Below are 21,556 nucleotides of genomic sequence, written 5' to 3'. Positions count from 1 at the left end.
ACAACCGGTCGACCGGCGCCTGCTCGACGATCTCGCCCCGGTACATCACGACCACCCGGTCGGCGAGGTCGGCGACCACCCCCATGTCGTGGGTGATCAGCAGCACCGTCATGCCCAGCCGGTCGCGCAGGTCGCGGAGCAGGGCGAGGATCTCGGCCTGGACGGTGACGTCGAGCGCGGTCGTCGGTTCGTCGGCGACGAGCACGTCGGGTTCGCAGGCCAGGGCCATCGCGATCATCACCCGTTGCCGCTGGCCGCCGGAGAGCTGGTGCGGGTAGTAGCCCAGCCTGCTCCGCTCGGGCAGGCCGACGAGCCCGAGCAGCTCGACCGCGCGCTCCCGCGCCTGGGCCCGTGAGGCGTCGGTGTGCAGCCGGACCGCTTCGACGAGCTGCCAGCCGATGGTGAAGACCGGGTTCAGCGACGTCATCGGCTCCTGGAACACCATCGCGATGTCCTTGCCGCGCACCCGCCGCCAGGCCCGGGCATCGAGTTCGCCGAGTTCCCGCTCGCCGAGCCGGATGCTGCCGGTGACCTCGGCACCGGGCGGCAGCAGTCCCAGCGCGGACATCGCGGTGACGCTCTTGCCGGAACCGGATTCGCCGACCAGCGCGAGGATCTCGCCGCGTTCGACGGCGAAGTCGACGCCCCGGACCGCCTCGACGACGCCGTCCTCGGTGCGGAACCGCACGCGCAGGCCGGAGAAGGACAGCACCGGGTCGCTCATCGGTTCCCCTTCGGGTCGAGGGCATCGCGCATCCCGTCGCCGAGCAGGTTGAAGGCGAGGGTGGCGATCACCACGGTGAGCCCGGGGAAGACCACCAGCCAGGGCGCCTGCGCGAAGTAGGTCTGCGCCGCCGAGAGCATCACGCCCAGCGACGGGGTGGGCGGCTGCACGCCGAGACCGAGGAAGGACAGCAGCGACTCGCTGATGATGGCCTGCGGGATCATCACGGTGATCTGGATCAGCAGCGCGTTGACCGAGTTCGGCAGCACGTGCCGCCCCAGCACGGTGGCGGGGCGCGCGCCCGCCGCGACGCAGGCGTCCACGTAGGCCTCGCCGGTGAGCCGCAGCGTCTCAGAACGCGCCACCCGGATCAGGTTGGGCACCAGCGAGAGCCCGATGGCGATGGCGGCGTTGGTCAGCGAGGGCCCGAGCACCGCGGCGAGCCCGACGGCCAGCACCAGGAACGGGAACGCCAGCAGGGTGTCGGTCAGCCGGGACACCACCGCGTCCACCGCGCCGCGGTAGTACCCGGCGACGAGCCCGAGCGGCACCGCGACCAGCACGGCCAGCGCGACCGCGAGCACCCCGACGAACATCGAGGCGCGGATGCCGTGCAGCACGCGGGAGAACTGGTCGCGGCCGAGCTCGTCGGTGCCCAGCCAGGACGCGGTGCCGGGTTCGGCGAGCACCCGCCCGAAGTCCACCGCGGCGGGGTCGTCCGGGGACAGCACCGGCGCCAGCAGCGCCACCAGGACCAGCGCCGCGGACAGCACCAGGCCGAGGACCCCGGTGCGGTGCCGCAGCAACCTGCGCAGCACCCGGGCGGAACCGCTCGCCGCGGGCAGGTCGGCGACCGACTGCGTCATGCGGTACCTCCTCGGACCCGGATCCGCGGATCGACCAGCGAGTACAGCAGGTCGACCAGCAGGTTCACCGCGATGTAGCCGACCGCGCTGACCAGCACCGCGGCCTGGATCACCGGGTAGTCCCGGGTGAACACGGCGTCCACCATGAGCTTGCCGAACCCGGGCAGCACGAAGATCTGCTCGGTGACCACCGCGCCCGAGATCAGCCCGCCGAGCTGCAAGCCGAGGATGGTGAGCACGGTGATCAGGCTGTTGCGCAGCGCGTGCACCCCGACGACCCGCACCCCGCCCGCGCCCTTGGCCCGCGCGGTGCGCACGTAGTCGGCGGTCAGCGCGTCCAGCATGGAGGAACGCATCTGGCGCATCAGCACCGCGGCCAGCCCGCTGCCGAGCACGAAGGCGGGCAGCAGCATCCGCTCCAGGTTCTCGATCGGCGATTCCGCGAACGGCACGAAACCCGACGCGGGCAGCACGCCGAGCCACACCGCGAACACCAGCACGCACAGCAGGCCGAGCCAGAAGTTCGGGATGGACAGGCCGAACAGCGAGACGCCGTTGCCGAGCCAGTCCAGCACGCCGCCGCGCCGGACCGCCGCGAGCACCCCGGTGGTCAACCCGATCAGCGCGGCGAACAGCAGGCTCAGCAGGGCGAGTTCGAGGGTGACCGGGATCCGTTCGAGCAGGATGTCGCCGATCGGCAGGCCGGTGCTGGTGGATTCGCCGAAGTCGCCGCGCAGCACCTGGCCGATCCAGCTCGCGTACTGCACGGGCAGCGGCTGGTCCAGGCCGTACTCCTCGCGGACGGCTTGCACGGCGGCCTCGTCGGCCTCGACCCCGGCGATGGCCGCCGCCGGGTCGCCGGGCAGCGCGCGCAGCCCGGCGAACACGACCAGCGACACCAGCACCAGGGTCACCAGCGACTGCAGGATGCGGTTGAGGGCGTAGTTCGCGGTCATGTCAGCTCCCCGCCACGTGACCGGCGGTCTTCATCCGGATGATCCCGTCGGGGTTGACGACCACGCCGGCGATCCCGGTGGAGTGCGCGGTGTAGTACTGCGGTCGCCACAGGTAGATGACGTTGTTGCGGGCCTGGAGGTCCTGCACGATCCGCTCGTAGAGCGCCGTGCGGGTGGCCACGTCCTGCTCCGCGGCGGCCCGCTGGATCAGCGCGTCGGTCTCCGGGGTGAAGTGCCCGCTGTAGTTCTGGCTGGAGCCCTCGGTGTGGAACACCGCGATGTTGCCGTGCGGGTCCGGGCGGCCGGACCAGCCGATCTGGAACACCTCGAACCGGCCTTCCTTGCCCGCCGCGATGGCGGTGGTCGATTCGGTGGGGCGCAGCACGGCTTCGAAGCCCGCCTCGGCCACCATCGCCTGGATGATCTGGCCGACGCGGCTGTTCGTCGGGTCGTTGGCCAGCATCAGCTCGAAGCGCACCGGGGTGCGCACCCCGGCCTCGGCGAGGAGTTCCCGGGCGCGCTGCGGGTCGTGCGGCGGGCAGGTCTGCGTCGCCGGGGTGGCGAACTCGCTGGTCGGCGGGATCGGCCCGCACGCGGGGCGGTAGAGCCCGTTGAACGCGATGCGGGTGAGCATCTCCCGGTCGATGGCCAGCGACAGCGCCTGCCGGACCCGGGGGTCGTCGGCCAGCGGGCCGGTCACCTCGCCGGTCTCGCCGCCCACGTTCCGGATGTTGACGGTGAGGCCCTGGTACTGGATGGAGGGCTGGTTGAGCAGCACCACGCCCTTCTCCCGGGCCACGATCGGCACCTGCGGCGTCGGCACCTCCCACATCACGTCGTACTCGCCGGAGCGCAGGTTGGCCAGCCGGATGTTGTCGTCGGGCACCGCGCGGTAGACCAGCCGGTCCAGCCGCACCTGCTCGCGGTCGTAGTAGTGCTCGCTGCGCTCCAGGACGATGCGGTCCTGCTGCACGCGCTCGACGAAGTCGAACGGGCCCACGCAGACCGGGTCGTCGGCGAAGTCCTCGCCGAGCTGCGCCAGCCGCGCCGGGGACATGATCATGCCGGCGCGGTCGGCGAGCACGCTCGGCAGCGGGGCGTAGGGCTCGGACAGCCGCAGCCGCACGGTGAGCGGGTCGACGACCTCGACGGATTCCACCGCGGCCAGCTCGGTGCGCCGCGCGGAGGTCTCCAGGGTCAGGTGCCGCACCAGGCTGGTGCGCACCGCCTCGGCGTCGAACGGGGTGCCGTCGTTGAACCGCACCCCGGCCCGCAGCGGGATGGTCAGCTCCAGCCCGTCCGGGGAGACCTCGGGCAGCGCGGCGGCCAGTTGCGGCACCACCCGGGTCCGGGCGTCGACGTCGTAGAGCTTCTCGCACATGCTCGCGAAGACCTGGCGCCCGGCCAGCGTGGTGGCCAGCGTGGGGTCGAGCCGGTCGGGCTCCTGGTCGAGGGCGATCACCGCCTCTCCCCCGCGCACCGTGGGGGCCTGCACCGAGGCGCGCACCTGCGCCGCGGTCCGCTCCACGTCGACCAGCGGGCTGCACGCCGCGGTGACCGCGGTGACGGCCAGCACGGCCACCGCGGCGCACCACCTGGACCGCGCGGTCACCGGCGCCTCCTGACGACCTCGGTTGTCAACGGTGGCAAACCGTATGGCTTCCGAGGGCGGTGTGTCCACACTCGGTGATCAACCGGAAACGCGGGGGCCCGATCCGGAACCCGGACGAAACGGATCAGTCGACGGCGGAGGAGAACTGCGGGAGCGAGACGGCGGGCGACTTCGGGGGTTCGCCGGTTTCCTCGGGCTGCGGTTCGGGCGCCGGTTCGTCGCGCGCCGGTTCCTCGTGGGCGGCGTCGATCTCGGCCGCGGAATCGTCCGGGGAGTCCTCGCGCGCCTTCTCCTTGAGGCGGTCCCGAGTGCGCTGTGCGGCACCGCGGATCTGCTCGGTCAATTGCTTGTTGACCTGACGGGCTTCTCGTTCTTCCCGTTCCTGCTGCTTACCGCCCCGCGCTGCCTGCTCGGGAGTCCGCGCCCGCGCGATGTAGCGTTCGAGCACCGACCGGAGGCGCTGAGCGTGCTCGTCGTTCAGGTCGATTTCGTACGTCACGCCATCGAGCGCGAAGGTGATGGTGTGCTGCGCTGGGCTCCCGTCGATGTCGTCGACGAGTTCGACCTGAATCCGCTCGGCCATGATCACCTGTCTCGGAACGCGCCCCGCTCGCGATCCGCGACACTCGCAGGTGAGAACACCCGCGACCACCGCGGCCCATCCGCTCGGGCATCGCTGTTGTCTCCCCGCCAACCATAGAACAGCGCGCGCTGCGGGCGATAACCGCCGTGCGGGTCACGACCGGTTGCACGCCGCCAAGTCCTGCGGTACGACTCACCGTAACCGAGCGGAACGCGAACAGAAAGTAATCTGGCGCACACCGCGGAAAACCGGTCCGGCCCGCTGGATCATTCTTCCTTCGATCGTTTATCGTTTCGCTCGTTTCTCGCCGCAGGCTCCGGCGGGGTACCAGCGGAATACGATCCGGAATCGAGGCTCACCGTGGCGCAGAAAGTCACCGTTCAGCTCGTCGACGACGTCGACGGCACCGTAGCGGACACGACCGTCGAGTTCGCGCTGGACGGCGTCAGCTACACAATCGACCTGTCCGACGACAATGCCGCCGCACTGCGGGACTCGCTGGCGTCGTTCGTCGCGAACGCCCGCCGCACCGGCGGGCGGAAGCGGTCCGGCGGCAAGTCCGCCAAGCAGCAGTCGAGCCCGACGACGGCGGATCGGGAACGCAACCAGGCCATTCGGGAATGGGCCCGGGAGCAGGGCTGGCAGGTTTCCGATCGGGGCCGCATTCCGGCCGAGGTCGTCGAGGCGTACGACAACGCTCAGTGACCGCGACACCCTCCTGGCGGGGCTGCCATCGTTCGGGTGTCCACCAGGAGGGTCTCCTCCCCGACACCGCACCCCGGCGGTGCGGGTCGGGGAGCTGGTGGCGCAGTGGGCAGCGTCACCCTCCTAGTGGCTGGTGAGGAACGCCTCGATCTCCGGGCGGCTCGGCATCGAGCCGCTCGCGCCGATGCGCTGGACCGACAGCGCCGAGGCCGCCGAGGCCAGCCGCAGCGCCTCCGGCATCGCGACGCCCTCGCCCAGCGCGGTCGCCAGCATCCCCACGAAGGTGTCCCCCGCCGCGGTGGTGTCCACCGCGCGGACCGGGAAGCCGGGCACCTCCACCACCTCGCCCTGCCGGTTGCCGTACAGCGAACCCCGGGCGCCCAGCGTGATCACCACCTCCGGCACCACCTCGAGCAGCGCGGCCAGCGCGCGGTGCGGGTCGTCGTGGCCGGTCAGCACCGCGGCCTCGTGCTCGTTGGGCACCAGCAGGTCCACATTCGACAGCAGCTCGGCGGGCAGCGGCGCGGCCGGCGCCGGGGTGAGCACCACCCGGACGCCGTGGCGCCGCCCGGCCGCGGCGGCCTCCGCCACCCCGTCCAGCGGCGTTTCGAGCTGGAGCAGCACGCTCGACGAACTCGCGAGCAGCGCCTCGTCGCCTTCGACGAGCCCGTGCACCGCCGCATTGGCCGCCGGGACCATGACGATCGAGTTGTCGCCGGTGTCGTCCACCACGATGTGCGCGGTGCCGCTGCGCCCGGGCACCGTCCGCAGCCCGCTGACGTCCACAGTGGAGTCCGCGAGGTTCGCGCGGAGCTCGGCGCCGAACTCGTCCTCCCCGACCGCGCCGACCATCCGCACCGCCGCGCCCGCCTTGGCCGCCGCGAGGGCCTGGTTGGCGCCCTTGCCCCGGGAGCCGTGCGGAACTCCCGGCCGAGCACGGTCTCGCCCCGGGACGGCGCGGTGCCGGCGTAGGCGACCAGGTCCATGTTGCAGCTTCCGAATACGGTCACAGTCGTCGTCACGCGGACCATCATCGCCGACCGGGGCGGTGCGGCGGGCGGCGGGCACGCCGCGCGGCGGGTCACCGCACGGTGGAGCACGTACGATGCCGAGCAACGACGAGAAAGGCGAGGCGCGGTGGATTACGCGGTGACGGCGGAACTGGAGCCGCCGGTCGGGGCGGTCACCCTCGACGCGCTCCAGCAGGAGGGGATCGCGGCGGTGCTGGACCGCCACCTCGCGCTGGTCGAAGGGGTCTCCGGTCCCGGCGAGGCCGACATCGACGTGCTGGACTACCGGATCACCGCGCACCCGACCGGGGCGAACGTGGTGCTCGCGCTGGACGCACCGTCGCTGCTGGCCGCCGAGCAGGCCGCCGCCTCGGTGCTCGACGAGCTGGTCGGCGAGAGCGAGGTGCTCACCGGCTGGTCGGTGGCGCACCCGGAGGTGCGGATCACCGAGGACGAGTTCAACCAGCGCCTGGCCGCGGCCGGTGAGGTCCGGCCCGACGACGAGCTCGAAGCGGCCGTCGAGGAGGCGCTGGAGCACACCGCTGAAACGCCCCGCACGATGGACGTCGAGCAGTGGCGCACCCGGCTCACCGAGCTGTCGGCCCAGCTCCGCGCCTTCGACGTCGACACCTTCGCCGGCCCCGGCGAGCCCGCCGAGCGGGCCCGGTTGGCCGCGGGCGCGCTGGTGCACGCGGTGCGGGTGGTGACCGACGAGGTGTTCTTCGACGAGCTCGCGCTGGCGATCAACAACGCCACCGTCGCCGACGCGGTGGGGCTGCTCGTGCTGGAGGAGCTGCCGCCCTGCTACGACAACCGCTACGACTCGCTGTTCGCGAGGTCGTTCCTGCTCGCTTCGGCGGCGGTCGCGGCCCGGCTGACCGAGCCCGGGTGGACCCCGCCGCGCTCGGTCGCCGAGGCGCTGGCGCTGCGGCTCATCGTCAACGAGGCCCGCGTGGTGCTGGAAGCGGCCGAGCTCGTCGGCTGGGACACGAGCGGACCGGTGTTCGCCGCCTTCGCCGACCAGGCGTTCGGCGACAACGCGCACGAGGAGCTCTACGAGATCGACCTGCCGCGCCCCGAGGACGCCGACGACGAGACGACCGTCCAGGTCGGCAAGCTCGAAGCCGAGCTGCGCTCCCGGGGACTGGCCTTCGACCAGTGGTTCGACCCGCGGGACGACGATCGGGCAGGCCTGCACCCCTACCTGGGCTGAAGCGGTGGTGCTGGCACGGTGCCGTGGTCCGTTTGCGGAGCGGTGCGGGTGGCACGGCTCCACCCCGCACCCGACCACCGTCAGGCAAGCGGCGGAGCCGCTTCCGCTTTGCCCCACCTGATCAACCGGCACCGCCGCGGGTTCTCAGCGGCCTTCTCGCGAGGACGCCCTGACGCTGTGTACGTGTTCGGTACATGAGGAAGGGCGCCCGGAGCGAGCAGGCCGCTGAGGTTCCGCCACCCGCACCGCCACGCCAGGCGAGTGGGACCTACAAGTCACCCGCGCAGCGAGTACGGGGGGACCGTGGACCCGATCAGGTCGGCCTCGTCCACGGTTCCCGGCGTGTACCGCATCTTCGGGTAGCTCTCCAGCATGAGGTTCGTCGGGTCGTCGATCGGCTCGACGCGGCCGAACAGGAAGGCCCACTCGTGCTCGTCGGAGCCGAAGTAGGTGACGGTGTCGAACACCCGGTTGAACCGGCGGTACGCGCGGATCAGGGTCTCGTTGCGCCACACCGTCGGGCATCCGGCCTGGTAGGCCACCACGCCGCCGGGAGCGAGCACGTCGTAGCAGCGACGCAGGAAGTCCTCGCCGTAGAGCCGGTTGTGCTGCTCGTCGGCGTCGTCGGCGCGCTCGTCGGGCAGGTCCACGACCACGATGTCGTAGCCCTCGACCGGCGCCTGCTCCAGGAAGGCGGCGCCGTCGCCGAAGTGGATCGAGACGGGGCCTTCTCCGCGTTCGGCGCGGGCCAGCTCGTCGGTGTCGTACCCGTAGGGCAGGTGTTCGGCGCAGAGCCGGACGCACTGCTCGTCGATGTCGACGTGGTCGACGCGGCTCGCCCCGGCCTGCACCGCCATCCGGCTCGCGACGCCCTCGCTGGAGCCGATGATGAGCACCCGCTCGATCTTCTCGGCGAGCAGGAAGGCGGGCACCATCATCGCCTCGTGGTAGACGAGCTGGGAGAACTCGGTGCTCTGCCGGTCGTCGTCGCAGAACAGCGAGACGCCCTGCTCGGTGCGGCCGATGACGACGTGCTGGTACGGCGTGTCGCCTTCCCACAGCACCTCGTCGACGCGCCACAGGCGCCGCAGCCCGGCGCCCACCGGTTCGCTGATCCACTGGTGCCCGTCGAGTTCGATCAACGCCAGCTCCTCTCGAAAGTCCTGTGCCTCGACGGCGTCATCACGGTTCGATGTCCCGTCCGCGGCGGATCGTCTGGATGCTCGTCGTCGTCGGCTTGAGCGCCTCGGCGAGCAGTTCGACCGCCCGCTCCGGCTGCGCGGTGTTCCCGCAGGTGAAGACGTCGATGAAGATCGAGCCGTCCTCCGGGTACGTGTGCAGCGAAGCGTGGGATTCGGACAGCAGTGCCAGCACTGTGACACCTTGCGGCTCGAACCGCTTGGCGATCATCTCGCACACGGTGGCACGGGACTCGCTGAGCGCGGTGCCCAGGGTGTCCCGCAGGAACTGCTCGTCGTCGAGCAGCTCCGGTTCAACGCCCTCCAGCTCGGCAAGGACGTGCTGGCCGGTGAACAGACCGACCAGGGGCGTCCCGGTGTCAACGGACATCTATCGACCTCCCATCGTTTCGCAGAAATCCCGGCGGGCAGGGACGCGTCGAGGACGCGGCGGTCACCGCCGCTCGTCGCCGTCGACGCAGTAGGTGGGCAGCGGCGCGAAACCGTTGAAGCTCACCGACGAGTAGCTGGCCGTGTAGGCACCCGCGCTGAGCAGGTCCACCCGGTCGCCGCCGCGCAGCGTCACCGGCAGCTCGTAGCGGGTGCGCTGGTAGAGCACGTCGTCACCGTCGCAGGTGGGACCGGCCAGCACCACTGGACCGGTCGGGTCGCCGTCGCGGTCGGTGCGCAGCCGGTAGGTGATGGCCTCGCCCTCGGTCTCGGCCAGCCCGTTGTAGCGGCCGATGTCGAGGTAGACCCAGCGGTGCTCGTCGGAGTCGCTGACCAGCACGACCTCGCTGCGCAGCACCCCGGCGTCGCCGACGAGGTGCCTGCCGGGTTCGACGAGCAGTTCGGGCCTGCGGTCGCCGAAGTGCCGGGTCAGGGACTCCTCGATGCACCGGGCGTAGTCGGCCAGCGGCGGTGCCTGGTCGGTGTAGGCGGCCGGCAGCCCACCGCCGAGGTTGACCATCCGCAGCTCCGGTTCGGCGTCGAAAACCCGGCGCGCGGCGGCGATCCCGTGCTCCCAGGCCGCGGGGTCGAGCTGTTGTGATCCACTGTGGAACGACACGCCCCACGGGTCCAGCCCGAGTTCCCCGGCGAGGCGCAGCAGCGCCGCGGCGCGTTCCGGCGAGCAGCCGAACTTCTTGCCGAACGGCGTGCGGGAACCGGTGTTGTCCACCAGCACCCGGCAGAACACCCGCGCCCCGGGCGCCTCCTCGGCGAGGACGCGCAGGTCCGGTTCGCTGTCGGTGGCGAACATCCGGACGCCTTGGGCGTGGGCGCGGGCGACGTCGCGGCGCTTCTTGATGGTGTTGCCGTAGGAGATGTCCTCCGGTGCGGCGCCCAGCGCCAGGCACAGGTCGATCTCCCCGGGGCTGGCGACGTCGAAGGACGCGCCGAGCGCGACCAGCTCGCCGACCACCTGGGGCGTGGGGTTGGCCTTCACCGCGTAGCAGATCCGCCCGTCCGGCAACGCGCTCCGCAACTGCCGGTAGCGCTCCCGGACCACGGCGAGATCCACGACCAGGCAAGGGGTTTCGGGTTGGTGCCGGTCCAGGAACTGCACGATCGGGTCCGTCGCCGGACCCGCCGCCTCGGCGGTGCCGCTCAGGCGGTCCGTCACGCTCGCGGTGGCGGACAGATCGGTCAATCCCGGTACCTCCGTCTCGGGTGGTTCGTGGCGGATGTGCACTGGGCGAGTGGCCCGTGAAGCGTAAGGACGACCATGCACGGTACCCCTCGCGTTGCCGGATTTCGAACGGCTCCGGTCCTGCTCCCGAGGTCGCGGCGGCAACTGTGAGCACTCCCACGCGGGGCGCGGAGCAGGCGCGCCCGCGCGGGCGCCGAGCGTGTCCGGGTCAGCGCGGTGCGTGGTCGTCCAGGCGCAGCGCGAGGTAGACGTCGACCCGCGCGGCGAAGCCGGTGAGGTCCCGGTCGCAGATCTCCTCGATCCGCCGGATCCGGTAGCGCAGCGTGTTCACGTGCAGGTGCAACCGCTGCGCGCAGCGCGACCAGGACCCCGAGCAGTCCAGGAACACCCGCAGGGTGCGCACCAGTTCGGTGTGGTGCGCGCGGTCGTAGTCGACCAGCGGGCCGAGCACCCGCTGCCGGTAGGAGCCGCGCAGCTCGTCCGGGACGGTGGCGAGCAGCACCTCGTGGGAGGCCAGCTCGCCCGCGCCGACCAGCACCGCGCGGCCCGGACCGGTGCGCGCGGCGGCCAGCCGGTGCGCGTGCCCGGCCTCCTCCAGCGCGCCCCGCAGCCCCGAGGCGGGCCCCGCGTCGCTGAGCCCGACCGCGAGGGCGTCCGCGCCGAGCGCGGGTTCGGCGTCGGCGAGCAGCCGCCGCAGCCGGTCGGCGAGCCCGTCGAGGTGCGCGGCGTCGTCGACGAACAGCGCGGTGGCGGTGCTGCCGGTGGCGGCGCAGACCGAGGCCAGCCCGGTCGCGGCGGCGAGCTCGCGGAGCACGGCGGTGGAGGCGGCGGCGTCCCCGGCGTCGAGCACCGCGGCGCGCACCGGTTCGTCCACCGGCAGCCCGGCGGTCTCCAGCCCGGCGGCGACCTCGGCCGGGGTCGAGGTGCCCTCCCGCAGCCTGCGCAGCGCCGCCTCCACCGAGCGACCCGCGATCCGCCGCGCCTCGTCCACCCGCCCCCGGACCAGGGCGACCGCGGTGCCCAGGTCGGTGGCCACGGCCTCCTGCTCGGCGTCCCACCGGTCCAGGTCGCCGCGCACCAGCACCGACCACCGGGCGGCGGGCGGACCGCCGACCGAGGCGACCGGCCACAGCGCGTGCCCGGTCGGCACCGCCGCGGGCGGCGGTCCGGCGGCCAGCGCGCGCAGCGCCGCCCTGCGGGCCTCCTCCGGCAGCTCGGCGGTCCCGGCGACCACCCGGCCCACCGACGACAGGACCCAGCAGTCGGCGGAGCACTCGGCGGCGGCGAGCCGCAGCACCCCGTCCAGGTCCGCCCCGGAGGCGACCGCCGACACCAGCTCCCGGCGCGGAGCGGCGCGCCGCTGGACCCGCTCGGCGAGGGTGTTGAAGCTGACCGCGAGCGGCACCTCGAACACCGGGACGTCGTACCGGCGGCACGCGGCCACGAGGTCGTCGGGGGCGCGGCCCAGCCGCGCGGTGCCCGCGGCGAGCCCGGCGACCCGGGCGTCGGCGAGCGCGGCGACGAACGCCTCCGAATCGGCCGGGCCGGTGTGCCAGACCAGACCGCTGAGCACCAGCTCCCCGCCCGCGAGGTAGCGGCGCGGGTCGAGCAGGTCGGTGATGTAGACGCCGCGCACCGGCCGGTCCATCCGGTCGGCACCGGTCAGCGGCACGAGCCCGAGTTCCTGGTCGGAGAGGAGATCGCTCAGCAGCACCCGCACCTCACTCCCTCGTTCCGGGTCCGCACCGGAAGCGGCGGGGCACCACCGCACCGTTGCGGGTCGACGCCGTGCACCGGCAGCGCCCGGAGGCGCCGCCGAGTCCCCTGGACGGGGACGTTCGTAGGAACATCCTAATCCCCCGAACGTGGTGCACCGGCTTTTCAGCTGTTCCCACGCTAGGCAGCGCACCCCCCGCGGCGGTCTACTGGCCCGACCTCCACACGGCGACGGGAGACACACCGTGGAATTCCTCCGTCCGACCTCCTGGCAGGACGCGCTCGCGGCCCGGGCGGCTCACCCGGACGCGACGCCGATCGCGGGGGGCACCGACGTGATGGTCGAGGTCAACTTCGACCACCGCCGGCCCGGGGCGTTGCTCGACCTGACGCGGGTGCCCGAGCTGGCCGAGCTGTCCGAATCCGGCGGCGTGCTGCGGATCGGCGCCGGGGTGCCCTACGCCCGGCTGATCGACGAGCTCGGCGACCGGCTGCCGGGGCTGGCGATGGCCGCCCGCACCGTGGGTTCCCCGCAGATCCGCAACCGGGGCACCGTCGGCGGCAACCTCGGCTCCGGCTCCCCGGCCGGGGACGCGCACCCGCCGCTGCTGGCCTCCGACGCCGAGGTCGAGGTGGCGTCGGTGCGCGGCACCCGGCGGCTGCCGATCGCGGAGTTCTTCACCGGCCCCAAGCGGACCGCGCTGGCCCCCGACGAGCTGATCGCCGCGGTGCACGTGGCCCCGGCCGGTGGTCCGCAGCAGTTCGCGAAGGTCGGCACCCGCAACGCGATGGTGATCGCGGTGTGCACCTTCGCGGTGGCGCTGCACCCGGAGCGGCAGCGGGTCGGCACCGGGATCGGCGCCGCCGCACCGACCCCGCGGCGCGCGCGGGAAGCCGAGGACTTCCTGGCCGCCGAACTCCCCTGGGGCGCACCGCGCCCGCTGCCGGAACCGGTGGTCCGCCGGTTCGGCGAACTGGTGGCCGCGGCCACCGCACCGATCGACGACGTCCGGGGCACGGCCGCCTACCGCAGGCATGCGCTGGCCGTGCTGGCCCGCCGGTCCCTCACCTGGGCCTGGGACGAGCACTGCACCGGGAGGCAGGAATGCGCCTGAAGTTCACCGTCAACGGCCGCGCCCAGGAGGCGGACGACGTCTGGGAGGGCGAGAGCCTGCTGCACGTGCTGCGCGAGCGGCTCGGCCTGCCCGGTTCGAAGAACGCCTGCGAGCAGGGTGAATGCGGGTCGTGCACGGTCTACCTGGACGAGGTCCCGGTGTGCTCCTGCCTGGTGGCGGCCGGTCAGGCCGAGGGCCGCTCGGTGCGCACCGTCGAAGGGCTGGCCGAGGACGGCCGGCTCGACCCGGTGCAGGAGGAGTTCGTCGCGGCCGGCGCCGTGCAGTGCGGGTTCTGCACGCCGGGATTGCTGGTGCAGACCCACGACCTGCTCGAGCGGGTGGCCGAGCCGTCCGACGCCGAGATCCGGGAGGCGCTGGCGGGCAACCTCTGCCGCTGCACCGGCTACGAGAAGATCATGGACGCGGTCCGCGCGGCCGCCCGGCGACGGGCGCGGGCATGAGCCGCACGATCGTCGAAGGCGGTGCGGTCGTCGCGGTCGACGACGCGGGCACCGAGTTCGACGAGGGCCACGTGGTGATCGACGACGACCGGGTGGTGGCCGTCGGCCCGGGTTCCGCGCCGCCGCAGGACGGTCCGGTGCGGCGCATCGACGCCACCGGATGCCTGGTCACGCCGGGTCTGATCAACACCCACCACCACCTCTACCAGTGGGCGACCCGCGGCTACGCGGTGGACGCGCCGCTGTTCGGCTGGCTCACCGAGCTCTACCCGGTGTGGGCGCGGCTGGACGCCGAGAGCACGCACGCCGCCGCCTCCGCCGGGCTGGCCCGGCTGGCGGCGACCGGCTGCACCACCACCGCCGACCACCACTACCTGTTCCCGCGCGGTGGCGGCGACGTCTTCGGCGCGGTCGTCTCGGCCGCCGACCGGGTCGGGGTGCGGCTGCACGCGGTGCGCGGCTCGATGGACCGGGGTCGCTCGCAGGGCGGGCTGCCGCCGGATTCGGTGGTCGAGGACCGGGACGAGGCGCTGGCGGCCACGCAGGAGGCCGTGGCGGAGTTCCACGACCCCGCACCGGGCGCCCGGGTGCGGGTCGCGATCGGCCCGTGCTCGCCGTTCACGGTGAGCACCGAGCTGATGCGCGAGGCCGCCGACCTGGCCCGCCGGCTCGGGGTCCGGTTGCACACCCACCTCGCCGAGACCGTCGACGAGGAGCAGCAGTGCCTGCGCGAGTTCGGCCGCACCCCGGTGGAGCACGCCGACGAGCTCGGCTGGCTCGGGCCGGACGTGTGGCTGGCGCACGGGGTGCACCTGTCCGACGCCGCCATCGCCCGGCTCGGCGCGACCGGGACCGGCGTGGCGCACTGCCCGAGCTCCAACGGGCGGCTCGGCGCCGGGATGGCCCGGCTGCGCCCGCTGCTGGACGCCGAAGTCCCCGTCGGCCTGGGGGTGGACGGGGTCGCGTCCAACGAATCCGGCGGCATGGTCGAGGAACTGCGGCAGTCGCTGCTGCTGGCGCGGGCCCGCTACGGGCCGGAGGCGCTGGCGGTGCGGGACGCGCTGCGGCTGGCGACCCGGGGCGGGGCGCGGTGCCTCGGCCGCGACGACGAGCTCGGCGCGCTGCGCCCCGGTGCGCTGGCCGACGTGGCCGTGTGGCGGCTGGACGGGCTCGACCACGCGGGCATCACCGACCCGGTGGCCGCGCTGGTGCTCGGTCCCCCGCCGACGGTGGCGGCGCTGCTGTGCGGCGGTCGCACCGTCGTCACCGACGGCGCGGTGGCCCCCGAACTGACCGATGAGCTCCGCCGGGCCAGCGCCCACGTCCGCCAGGAGGGAACCCGATGAGCGATCACGCACCCGCTCGCAGCCCGCAGCACCTCGACGACGCCATCACCGGCGGGATCGGCGAATCCCCGCTGCGCCCGGACGGCGTGCTCAAGGTGCGCGGCGAGTACGCCTACGCCTCGGACCTGTGGGCCGAGGACATGCTGTGGGGTGCGACGCTGCGCAGCCCGCACCCGCACGCCCGGATCAGGTCGGTCGCCGTCGGCGAGGCGCTGCGGATGGCCGGCGTGCACGCGGTGCTCACCGCCGAGGACGTGCCCGGCGACAACCGGTACGGGCTCAAGTACGCCGATCAACCGGTGCTCGCCGCCGACGTGGTGCGCTACCAGGGCGAAGCCGTGGCGCTGGTGGCCGCCGACCACCCGGAGACGGCCCGGCGGGCGCTGGACCGGATCGCGGTGGACTACGAGGTGCTCGACCCGATCACCGACCCGGAGCGCGCCGCCCACGACACCGCCCTACCCGCGCTGCACCCGGACGGCAACGTGGTCCGCCACCAGCGGCTGGTGCACGGCGATCCGGAGGCCGACGCCGAAGTCGTGGTGTCCGGGGTCTACACGGTCGGGATGCAGGACCAGGCGTTCCTCGGACCGGAGTCGGGGCTGGCGATCCCCGCCGAGGACGGCGGTGTCGACCTGTACTTGGCGACCCAGGACCTGCACTCCGACCTCGCGCAGACCGCCCGCGCCCTGGGCCTGCCGCCGGAGAAGGTGCGGCTGACGATGTCCGGCGTCGGCGGCGCGTTCGGCGGCCGGGAGGACCTGTCCATCCAGGTCCACGTGTGCATGCTGGCGATGCGCACCGGCAAGCCGGTGAAGATGGTCTACAGCCGGGAGGAGTCGTTCCACGGCCACGTGCACCGGCACCCGGCGCGGATGTACTACGAGCACGGCGCCACCCGGTCCGGCGAGCTGGTCTACGTCAAGGCCCGGCAGTACTTCGACGGCGGCGCCTACGCCTCGAAGACCCCGGTGGTGGTCGGCAACGGCATCACCCTCGGCGTCGGCCCCTACGCGGTGCCGAACGTGGCGATGGAGAGCTGGGGCGTCTACACCAACAACCCGCCGTGCGGCGCGATGCGCGGTCTCGGCGCGGTGCAGCCGACCTTCGCCTACGAGTCGCAGATGGACAAGCTGGCCGCCGCGCTCGGGATGGACCCGGTGGAGCTGCGGATCCGCAACGCGCTCGCCGAGGGCGACGCGGTGCCGACCGGGCAGGTGCTGGACTACCCGGCGCCGGTGGCCGAACTGCTGGAGCGGGTCCGCGCGCTGCCGATGCCGCCGGAGCGGGCCGAGCGGCCCGACATCCGCGATCTGCCCGGCGGGGCGGCCAACACCACCCACGGCGAAGGCGTGGTGCGCGGAATCGGCTACGGGGTGACGATCAAGAACATCTGCTACGCCGAGGGCGCCGACGACTTCTCCACCGCGCGGGTCCGGTTGCAGGTCATCGGCGGGGAACCCGCGGCGATGGTGCACACCGCGGCCGCCGAGGTCGGGCAGGGCCTGGTGACGGTGCAGCAGCAGATCGCCCGCACCGAGCTCGGCGTCGAGCGGGTCACCATCCACCCGAACGACACCTCGGTCGGCCCGGCCGGGTCGAGCTCGGCGTCCCGCCAGACCTACATGACCGGCGGTGCGGTGCAGGTGGCCTGCGCGGCGGTGCGCGAGGCGGTGCTGCGCCGGGTCGACGGGCACGACCCGGCGTCGCTGGAGCTGCGCGGCGGCGCGGTGGTGACCGCGACCGGTGCGGTGGTGGCCGAGCTGACCGAACTGCTCGGCGACGACGTGGTCGAGGAGACCCGGGAGTTCCACCACCGCGAGACCTTCCCGCTGGACGAGCTGGGCACCAGCGAGCGCGCCCAGGTCCAGCACGCGTTCTCCGCCCACCGCGCGGTGGTCGACGTGGACACCGAGCTGGGCCTGGTCAAGGTGGTGCAGCTGGCCTGCGCCCAGGACGTCGGCAAGGCGATGAACCCGGAGGCGGTGCTCGGCCAGATCCAGGGCGGTTCGGCGCAGGGCCTCGGGTTGGCGGTGATGGAGGAGATCCAGGTGCGCGACGGGGTGATCCGCAATCCGTCGTTCACCGACTACCTGATCCCGACGATCCTGGACATGCCGCCGATGGAGATCGACGTGATCGAGCGCGGCGACCCGAACGCGCCCTACGGCGTCCGCGGCGTCGGCGAACCGCCGACGATCTCCACCACCCCGGCGGTGGTCGCCGCGATCCGCGCCGCGACCGGCAAGGAGCTCACCCACACCCCGGTCGCCCCGGAACACCTGATCTGAGAACCGCGCCGAGACGACGAAGACACGTGCTGGGCGACCGGCGCGCCCCGAGGAAGGAGACCGACATGGCCGTGGATCCCGCCACCGCACCGGACGTCGAGCAGCGGTGGCTGGTGCGGTGCATCGAGCTCGCCACCGCCAACGTCGCCGAGGGCGGCGGCCCGTTCGGCGCCCTGGTGGTGCGCGACGGGGAGATCGTGGCCACCGGGACGAACCTGGTGACCGTCGACCTGGACCCGACCGCGCACGCCGAGGTCACGGCGATCCGCCGGGCCTGCCGCGCCCTGGGCAGCTTCACGCTGAGCGGCTGCGTGCTGGTGACCTCCTGCGAACCGTGCCCGATGTGCCTGGCCGCCGCGCTGTGGTCGCGGATGGACCGGGTGCTCTACGCCGCCGACCGGGACGACGCGGCGGCGGCCGGCTTCGACGACCGGGCGTTCTACGACATCGTCCGCGACCCGAGCGCGGGCAGCCCCACCCCGGTGGTCCGGGTGGACACCCCCCGCCGCAACGACGCCTTCGACGCCTGGCGGGCCAAGGCCGACCGGGTCGACTACTGACCCCTCACCCGTTCGGTAGCTGAGTGAGGGGCCCCTTGCCCCGGTTACTCGGACAAGGGTGCCCCTCACCTGGGATCACCCGGCGGTGGCCGCGTCGATCCGCTCCCGAGGTACCGAACGCGGACGGCGCCGCGGCCGTCCTCACGAGCGGACCGCTGAGGACCCGCCGCGGTGCGGGCCGCGCGCCCCATCGCACAGCGGCTCCGCCGCTTCCCGAGCCCGACCCTCACCCGTTCGGTAGCTGAGTGAGGAGCACCTGCATCCGGCATACCCGGATGAAGGTGCCCCTCACCTGGAACGGATTCACCCCGCGGTGCGGCGGTGGCCGCGCCGATCCCCCACCGACGACGTCCCGCTCCCCGGGACGCGACCCGACGTGCCCGCGCACGGGCCCACCAGCACGGGAGGACGGCCCATGACCCAGCGATCGGAGACCTCCAGACCCACCGCGCGCCCCGGCGCGGTGGACCGCTTCTTCGCCATCACCGAACGCGGCTCCACGCTCACCCGCGAGCTCCGCGGCGGCCTGACGACGTTCGTGGCGATGGCCTACATCGTGATGCTCAACCCGCTGATCCTCGGTTCGTCGGCGGACGCGACCGGAGCCCAGCTCACCTCCGCGCAGCTCACCACCGCGACCGCGGCCACCGCGGGGGTGATGACCGTCCTGATGGGCGTGGTCGGCAACGCGCCGCTGGCGATGGCCGCCGGGCTCGGCATCAACGCCGTGGTCGCCTACACCATCGCCCCGGCGATGACCTGGGCGCAGGCGTTCGGCCTGGTCGTGCTGGAGGGCGTCGTCATCGTGGTGCTGGCGGTGAGCGGTCTGCGGGAGCGGATCATCAACGCCATCCCGGACGCGCTCAAGACCGCGCTGACCGTCGGCATCGGCCTCTACATCGCGCTGATCGGGCTGGTCAGCGCCGGGTTCGTGACCCGGGTGCCGGACGCGGCGGGCACCACCGTCCCGGTGCAGCTCGGCGACGGCGGGCACCTGTCCGGGGTGCCGGTGGCGGTGTTCTGCCTGAGCCTGCTGCTGATGCTGGTGCTGATGGCCCGCCGGGTGCCGGGGGCGATGCTGATCGGCATCGCGGTGAGCACCGGTGTCGCCGTGCTCGCCCACGCCGCGCTGGACCTGGCCCCGCAGGGGTGGGGCACCGTGGTCCCGGAGCTGCCGGAGCGGATCGTCGGCAGCCCGGACGTCAGCCTGTTCGGCCAGGTCGACCTGTTCGGCGGTTTCGCCTCGGCCGGGGGCATCGCGGCGGCGGTGTTCCTGTTCACCCTCGTGCTGTCCGGCTTCTTCGACGCGATGGGCACCATCACCAGCGTCAGCAGCGAGGCCGGGCTGGTCCGGGACGGCAAGGTGCTCGGGATGGGCCGCATCCTCGCGGTGGACGGGGTGGCCGCCGCGGCGGGCGGGTTGTCCGGATCGTCCCCGAACACGGTGTTCCTGGAGTCGGCCACCGGCGTGGCCGAGGGCGCCCGCACCGGGCTGGCGTCGGTGGTGACCGGACTGCTGTTCTGCGCGACGCTGCTGTTCACGCCGCTGGCGGCGATCGTGCCCGCGCAGGCCGCGGCCCCGGCCCTGGTGCTGGTCGGCGCGATGATGATGGCGCAGGCCCGGCACATCCCGTGGTCGGACCCGGACTACGTGGTGCCCGCGTTCCTGACCATCGCGGTGATCCCGTTCACGTACATGATCACCAACGGCATCGGCGCCGGGATCATCGCTTTCGCCGTGATCAAGCTCGCCCGGGGCCGCGTTCGCGAGATCGGCTGGTTCGTCGGGGTCCTCGCGGTGATCTTCACCGCCTACTTCGGCATCGAGGCGGTCGAGGCGGTGCTCGGCGGCTAGGTTGGCGCCGTGCGGGTAGCGGGAGTGGTGCTGGCGGCCGGGGCCGGACGTCGGTTCGGCGGGCCCAAGGCGCTCGTGGAGCTCGGCGGTTCGCTGCTGGTCGAGCGGGCCGCCCGGGCCCTCGCCGACGGCGGGTGCGATCCCGTCCTGGTGGTGCTGGGCGCAGCGGCGGAGGAGGTGCGCGAGCGCGCCGACCTCGGCGGCGCGGTGCTGCTGGACAACCCCGGCTGGGAGTCCGGGATGGGGTCCTCGCTGCGGGTGGCGCTGGACGCCCTGGCCGAGGGCGGGGCGGACGCGGCGCTGGTGCTGCCGGTCGACATGCCCGGCGTCGGGCCGGAGGCGGTCCGACGGGTCGCGGCGCGGGCGGTGGACCGGGAGGTGCTGGCGGCCGCCGCGCAGGCCGGGCGGCGCAGCCACCCCGTGCTGCTCGGGCGCGCGCACTGGGCCGGTGCGCGGACGGCCGCGGTCGGCGACGCGGGGGCGCGGGACTACCTCCGGACGCGGGAGGTGGCCCTGGTGGCCTGTGACGACGTCGCCTCCGGCCACGACATCGACACACCGGAGGACCTGCTCCGTGGTTGACCCGTAAAGTCGAGTCACCACACTTGGCGTGACCGGTCCGGAACGTACGCACCGCCCGGTGTGAGCTGTTCCGGGCATGCGCGTCACACGAACGCCCGAGCAGGCCGGAGGCTGAGCACCCATGGCGACCGGACACATCACCGCGAACTACGTGCCGGACGGAGACGACTGGCAGATCACCGTCACCGCCGGAGCGGAGCGCCGCTCCGCCCGCGCCGCCGGACTCATCGCGGCGCGGGACACGGCCGACCAGATCATCGAGGAGCTGGCCCCGAGTCCGGCGGGGCGCGTGGTGATCCACCTGCTCAACGGGGACGGCTTCGCGTTCACCACCGCCTACCTGCAAGCTCGGCACGGGCTGACCGACGAGGCCACCCGGCAGGCCGCTGCCGCCGCCGCGGGCAGCGCCCAGGCGCTGCGGCGGTGACACGAAGGCGTGCACAGTGGACCCGATGGCCCCGGTTCCCGGGCCGGGCTTCCCTAGGATGACTGCCGTGACAGCGTCGACGAGCAGTGCACCCGAGGGGGAGCCAGCGGTGGATCCGAACCGTCCCGGACGCGGTCGGCCCCGGGACGCCAGCCGGGACGCCGCCCTGCGCCAAGCAGCGATGGAAGTGCTCGCCGAGGTGGGCTACCGCGCGCTGACGATGGACGCCGTCGCCGCGCAGGCCCGCGCCGGAAAGGCCACCATCTACCGCCGCTGGGACTCCAAGCTGGACCTGGTGATCGACACCTGCACCCAGCTCGTGCAGCGCAACATCCCCGAACCCGACAGCGGCTCCGTCGAGCACGACCTGCGGGAGTTCCTCAGCGCGTTCGCGTCGTTCCTCACCGGCCCGGTCGGCAAGGCCGCGCAGGCCCTCGTGGGTGAGCTGCCGCACGAACCGGAGCTGGCCGCCGCGTTCCGCACCTCGTTCCTGCTGCCGCAGCGCGACGTGGTGCGCAGGCTCATCGACCGCGGCCTGCGGCGCGGCGAGATCGGCCCGGAGGCACCGGTCGACACGATCGTGGAGCTCACCGGCGCCGCGCTGCTCTACCGGCTGATGCTCACCGACGAACCGCTGGACGCCGAGTTCGTCGAGCGGCTGCTCACCCAGGCGCTGCTGCCCCTGCTGCACCGAAGGTCGTGACC

21 protein-coding genes (1 of these 21 cut by a window edge) are annotated in these 21,556 nt (G+C 73.2%); 11 read left to right on the top strand and 10 right to left on the bottom strand.

All coding sequences use genetic code 11. The annotated features are described in order from the left end of the window. The 5 genes from ACQP0T_RS06110 to ACQP0T_RS06090 form a co-directional block, all read right to left on the bottom strand. On the bottom strand, nt 1-724 hold the 5' end (the start) of the coding sequence (locus ACQP0T_RS06110) for an ABC transporter ATP-binding protein (protein WP_433871700.1). Its footprint begins 881 nt before the window's first position; 724 of the gene's 1,605 nt are visible here — the first part of the coding sequence; its start codon is at nt 722-724; its stop codon lies beyond the left edge, outside the window. Then, a complete protein-coding gene (locus ACQP0T_RS06105; RefSeq protein ID WP_345363005.1) occupies nt 721-1,590 on the bottom strand; it encodes an ABC transporter permease in 870 nt (289 codons plus the stop codon). Before ACQP0T_RS06105 ends, ACQP0T_RS06110 begins: the two co-directional genes overlap by 4 nt. Further along, the gene (locus ACQP0T_RS06100; RefSeq protein WP_433871699.1) at nt 1,587-2,546 is read right to left on the bottom strand and encodes an ABC transporter permease; all 960 of its coding nucleotides are present in this window, start codon (nt 2,544-2,546) and stop codon (nt 1,587-1,589) included. The genes ACQP0T_RS06105 and ACQP0T_RS06100 overlap by 4 nt, the downstream gene beginning before the upstream one ends. Before the next feature lies 1 nt (nt 2,547). After that, a complete protein-coding gene (locus tag ACQP0T_RS06095) occupies nt 2,548-4,158 on the bottom strand; it encodes an ABC transporter substrate-binding protein (protein WP_433871698.1) in 1,611 nt (536 codons plus the stop codon). A gap of 124 nt (nt 4,159-4,282) precedes the next feature. Beyond that, nucleotides 4,283-4,741: a histone-like nucleoid-structuring protein Lsr2 gene (locus tag ACQP0T_RS06090; protein ID WP_433871697.1), complete on the bottom strand. Its 459-nt coding sequence runs from the start codon at nt 4,739-4,741 to the stop codon at nt 4,283-4,285. Between the two features lie 360 nt (nt 4,742-5,101). On the opposite strand from ACQP0T_RS06090, the gene ACQP0T_RS06085 reads away from it, so the two are divergent. Then, nucleotides 5,102-5,446 (top strand): histone-like nucleoid-structuring protein Lsr2, encoded by a 345-nt coding sequence (locus tag ACQP0T_RS06085; protein WP_345362997.1) that lies wholly within the window; start codon nt 5,102-5,104, stop codon nt 5,444-5,446. Between the two features lie 123 nt (nt 5,447-5,569). Here ACQP0T_RS06085 and ACQP0T_RS06080 read toward each other — a convergent pair whose 3' ends face one another. After that, the gene (locus ACQP0T_RS06080; RefSeq protein WP_433871696.1) at nt 5,570-6,298 is read right to left on the bottom strand and encodes a PfkB family carbohydrate kinase; all 729 of its coding nucleotides are present in this window, start codon (nt 6,296-6,298) and stop codon (nt 5,570-5,572) included. A gap of 297 nt (nt 6,299-6,595) precedes the next feature. Between ACQP0T_RS06080 and ACQP0T_RS06075 the strand changes: the two genes are divergently transcribed. After that, complete coding sequence (locus ACQP0T_RS06075; protein ID WP_433871695.1) at nt 6,596-7,669, top strand: hypothetical protein; 1,074 nt, start codon at nt 6,596-6,598, stop codon at nt 7,667-7,669. A 275-nt stretch (nt 7,670-7,944) separates the two neighbouring features. On the opposite strand, the gene ACQP0T_RS06070 is transcribed toward ACQP0T_RS06075, so the two are convergent. The 4 genes from ACQP0T_RS06070 to ACQP0T_RS06055 all read right to left on the bottom strand — a co-directional run bounded on the left by ACQP0T_RS06070 (nt 7,945) and on the right by ACQP0T_RS06055 (nt 12,218). Beyond that, nucleotides 7,945-8,811 carry a spermidine synthase gene (locus ACQP0T_RS06070; protein WP_433871694.1) on the bottom strand — a complete coding sequence of 289 codons (867 nt, stop codon included), beginning with the start codon at nt 8,809-8,811 and terminating at the stop codon, nt 7,945-7,947. A 40-nt stretch (nt 8,812-8,851) separates the two neighbouring features. Beyond that, nucleotides 8,852-9,238 (bottom strand): adenosylmethionine decarboxylase, encoded by a 387-nt coding sequence (gene speD / locus ACQP0T_RS06065; RefSeq protein ID WP_345362987.1) that lies wholly within the window; start codon nt 9,236-9,238, stop codon nt 8,852-8,854. A 63-nt stretch (nt 9,239-9,301) separates the two neighbouring features. Continuing rightward, entirely contained in the window at nt 9,302-10,498 is a 1,197-nt protein-coding gene (locus ACQP0T_RS06060) for a type III PLP-dependent enzyme (protein ID WP_433871693.1), read from the bottom strand. 208 nt (nt 10,499-10,706) lie between these two features. After that, entirely contained in the window at nt 10,707-12,218 is a 1,512-nt protein-coding gene (locus ACQP0T_RS06055; protein WP_433871692.1) for a PucR family transcriptional regulator, read from the bottom strand. Nucleotides 12,219-12,459: 241 nt separating this feature from the next. On the opposite strand from ACQP0T_RS06055, the gene ACQP0T_RS06050 reads away from it, so the two are divergent. The 9 genes from ACQP0T_RS06050 (at nt 12,460) to ACQP0T_RS06010 (ending at nt 21,554) form a co-directional block, all read left to right on the top strand. After that, nucleotides 12,460-13,329 carry an FAD binding domain-containing protein gene (locus ACQP0T_RS06050; RefSeq protein ID WP_433871691.1) on the top strand — a complete coding sequence of 290 codons (870 nt, stop codon included), beginning with the start codon at nt 12,460-12,462 and terminating at the stop codon, nt 13,327-13,329. Beyond that, nucleotides 13,320-13,790 carry a (2Fe-2S)-binding protein gene (locus tag ACQP0T_RS06045; RefSeq protein WP_433871690.1) on the top strand — a complete coding sequence of 157 codons (471 nt, stop codon included), beginning with the start codon at nt 13,320-13,322 and terminating at the stop codon, nt 13,788-13,790. The genes ACQP0T_RS06050 and ACQP0T_RS06045 overlap by 10 nt, the downstream gene beginning before the upstream one ends. Further along, the gene (locus ACQP0T_RS06040) at nt 13,787-15,136 is read left to right on the top strand and encodes an 8-oxoguanine deaminase (protein ID WP_433871689.1); all 1,350 of its coding nucleotides are present in this window, start codon (nt 13,787-13,789) and stop codon (nt 15,134-15,136) included. The genes ACQP0T_RS06045 and ACQP0T_RS06040 overlap by 4 nt, the downstream gene beginning before the upstream one ends. Further along, nucleotides 15,133-17,427, top strand: a complete 2,295-nt coding sequence (pucD, locus tag ACQP0T_RS06035; RefSeq protein ID WP_433871688.1) for a xanthine dehydrogenase subunit D — start codon at nt 15,133-15,135, stop codon at nt 17,425-17,427. The genes ACQP0T_RS06040 and pucD overlap by 4 nt, the downstream gene beginning before the upstream one ends. 65 nt (nt 17,428-17,492) lie before the next feature. Beyond that, the gene (locus tag ACQP0T_RS06030; protein WP_433871687.1) at nt 17,493-17,987 is read left to right on the top strand and encodes a nucleoside deaminase; all 495 of its coding nucleotides are present in this window, start codon (nt 17,493-17,495) and stop codon (nt 17,985-17,987) included. Between the two features lie 415 nt (nt 17,988-18,402). After that, complete coding sequence (locus ACQP0T_RS06025; RefSeq protein ID WP_433871686.1) at nt 18,403-19,842, top strand: NCS2 family permease; 1,440 nt, start codon at nt 18,403-18,405, stop codon at nt 19,840-19,842. 9 nt (nt 19,843-19,851) lie between these two features. After that, entirely contained in the window at nt 19,852-20,424 is a 573-nt protein-coding gene (locus tag ACQP0T_RS06020; protein ID WP_433871685.1) for a nucleotidyltransferase family protein, read from the top strand. Between the two features lie 121 nt (nt 20,425-20,545). Continuing rightward, nucleotides 20,546-20,851 carry a hypothetical protein gene (locus tag ACQP0T_RS06015; RefSeq protein ID WP_345362970.1) on the top strand — a complete coding sequence of 102 codons (306 nt, stop codon included), beginning with the start codon at nt 20,546-20,548 and terminating at the stop codon, nt 20,849-20,851. A gap of 109 nt (nt 20,852-20,960) precedes the next feature. Next, nucleotides 20,961-21,554, top strand: a complete 594-nt coding sequence (locus tag ACQP0T_RS06010; RefSeq protein ID WP_433871684.1) for a TetR/AcrR family transcriptional regulator — start codon at nt 20,961-20,963, stop codon at nt 21,552-21,554. The last annotated feature ends 2 nt before the right edge of the window (nt 21,555-21,556 follow it).

Source organism: Saccharopolyspora sp. CA-218241 (assembly GCF_050954615.1).
GTDB classification, from domain to species: Bacteria; Actinomycetota; Actinomycetes; order Mycobacteriales; family Pseudonocardiaceae; genus Saccharopolyspora; species Saccharopolyspora cebuensis.
The sequence above is the reverse complement of the archived record's forward strand: the minus strand, read 5'-3'. Positions and strand labels throughout refer to the sequence as shown.

Bases quoted from the DNA above. Each gene is read 5' to 3' on its own strand.
- ACQP0T_RS06105 (WP_345363005.1), bottom strand. From the start codon at position 1,590: ATGACGCAGTCGGTCGCCGACCTGCCCGCGGCGAGCGGTTCCGCCCGG.
- ACQP0T_RS06100 (WP_433871699.1), bottom strand. From the start codon at position 2,546: ATGACCGCGAACTACGCCCTCAACCGCATCCTGCAGTCGCTGGTGACC.
- ACQP0T_RS06090 (WP_433871697.1), bottom strand. From the start codon at position 4,741: ATGGCCGAGCGGATTCAGGTCGAACTCGTCGACGACATCGACGGGAGC.
- ACQP0T_RS06080 (WP_433871696.1), bottom strand. From the start codon at position 6,298: ATGGTCGGCGCGGTCGGGGAGGACGAGTTCGGCGCCGAGCTCCGCGCG.
- speD (WP_345362987.1), bottom strand. From the start codon at position 9,238: ATGTCCGTTGACACCGGGACGCCCCTGGTCGGTCTGTTCACCGGCCAG.
- ACQP0T_RS06045 (WP_433871690.1), top strand. From the start codon at position 13,320: ATGCGCCTGAAGTTCACCGTCAACGGCCGCGCCCAGGAGGCGGACGAC.
- ACQP0T_RS06040 (WP_433871689.1), top strand. From the start codon at position 13,787: ATGAGCCGCACGATCGTCGAAGGCGGTGCGGTCGTCGCGGTCGACGAC.
- pucD (WP_433871688.1), top strand. From the start codon at position 15,133: ATGAGCGATCACGCACCCGCTCGCAGCCCGCAGCACCTCGACGACGCC.
- ACQP0T_RS06030 (WP_433871687.1), top strand. From the start codon at position 17,493: ATGGCCGTGGATCCCGCCACCGCACCGGACGTCGAGCAGCGGTGGCTG.
- ACQP0T_RS06025 (WP_433871686.1), top strand. From the start codon at position 18,403: ATGACCCAGCGATCGGAGACCTCCAGACCCACCGCGCGCCCCGGCGCG.
- ACQP0T_RS06015 (WP_345362970.1), top strand. From the start codon at position 20,546: ATGGCGACCGGACACATCACCGCGAACTACGTGCCGGACGGAGACGAC.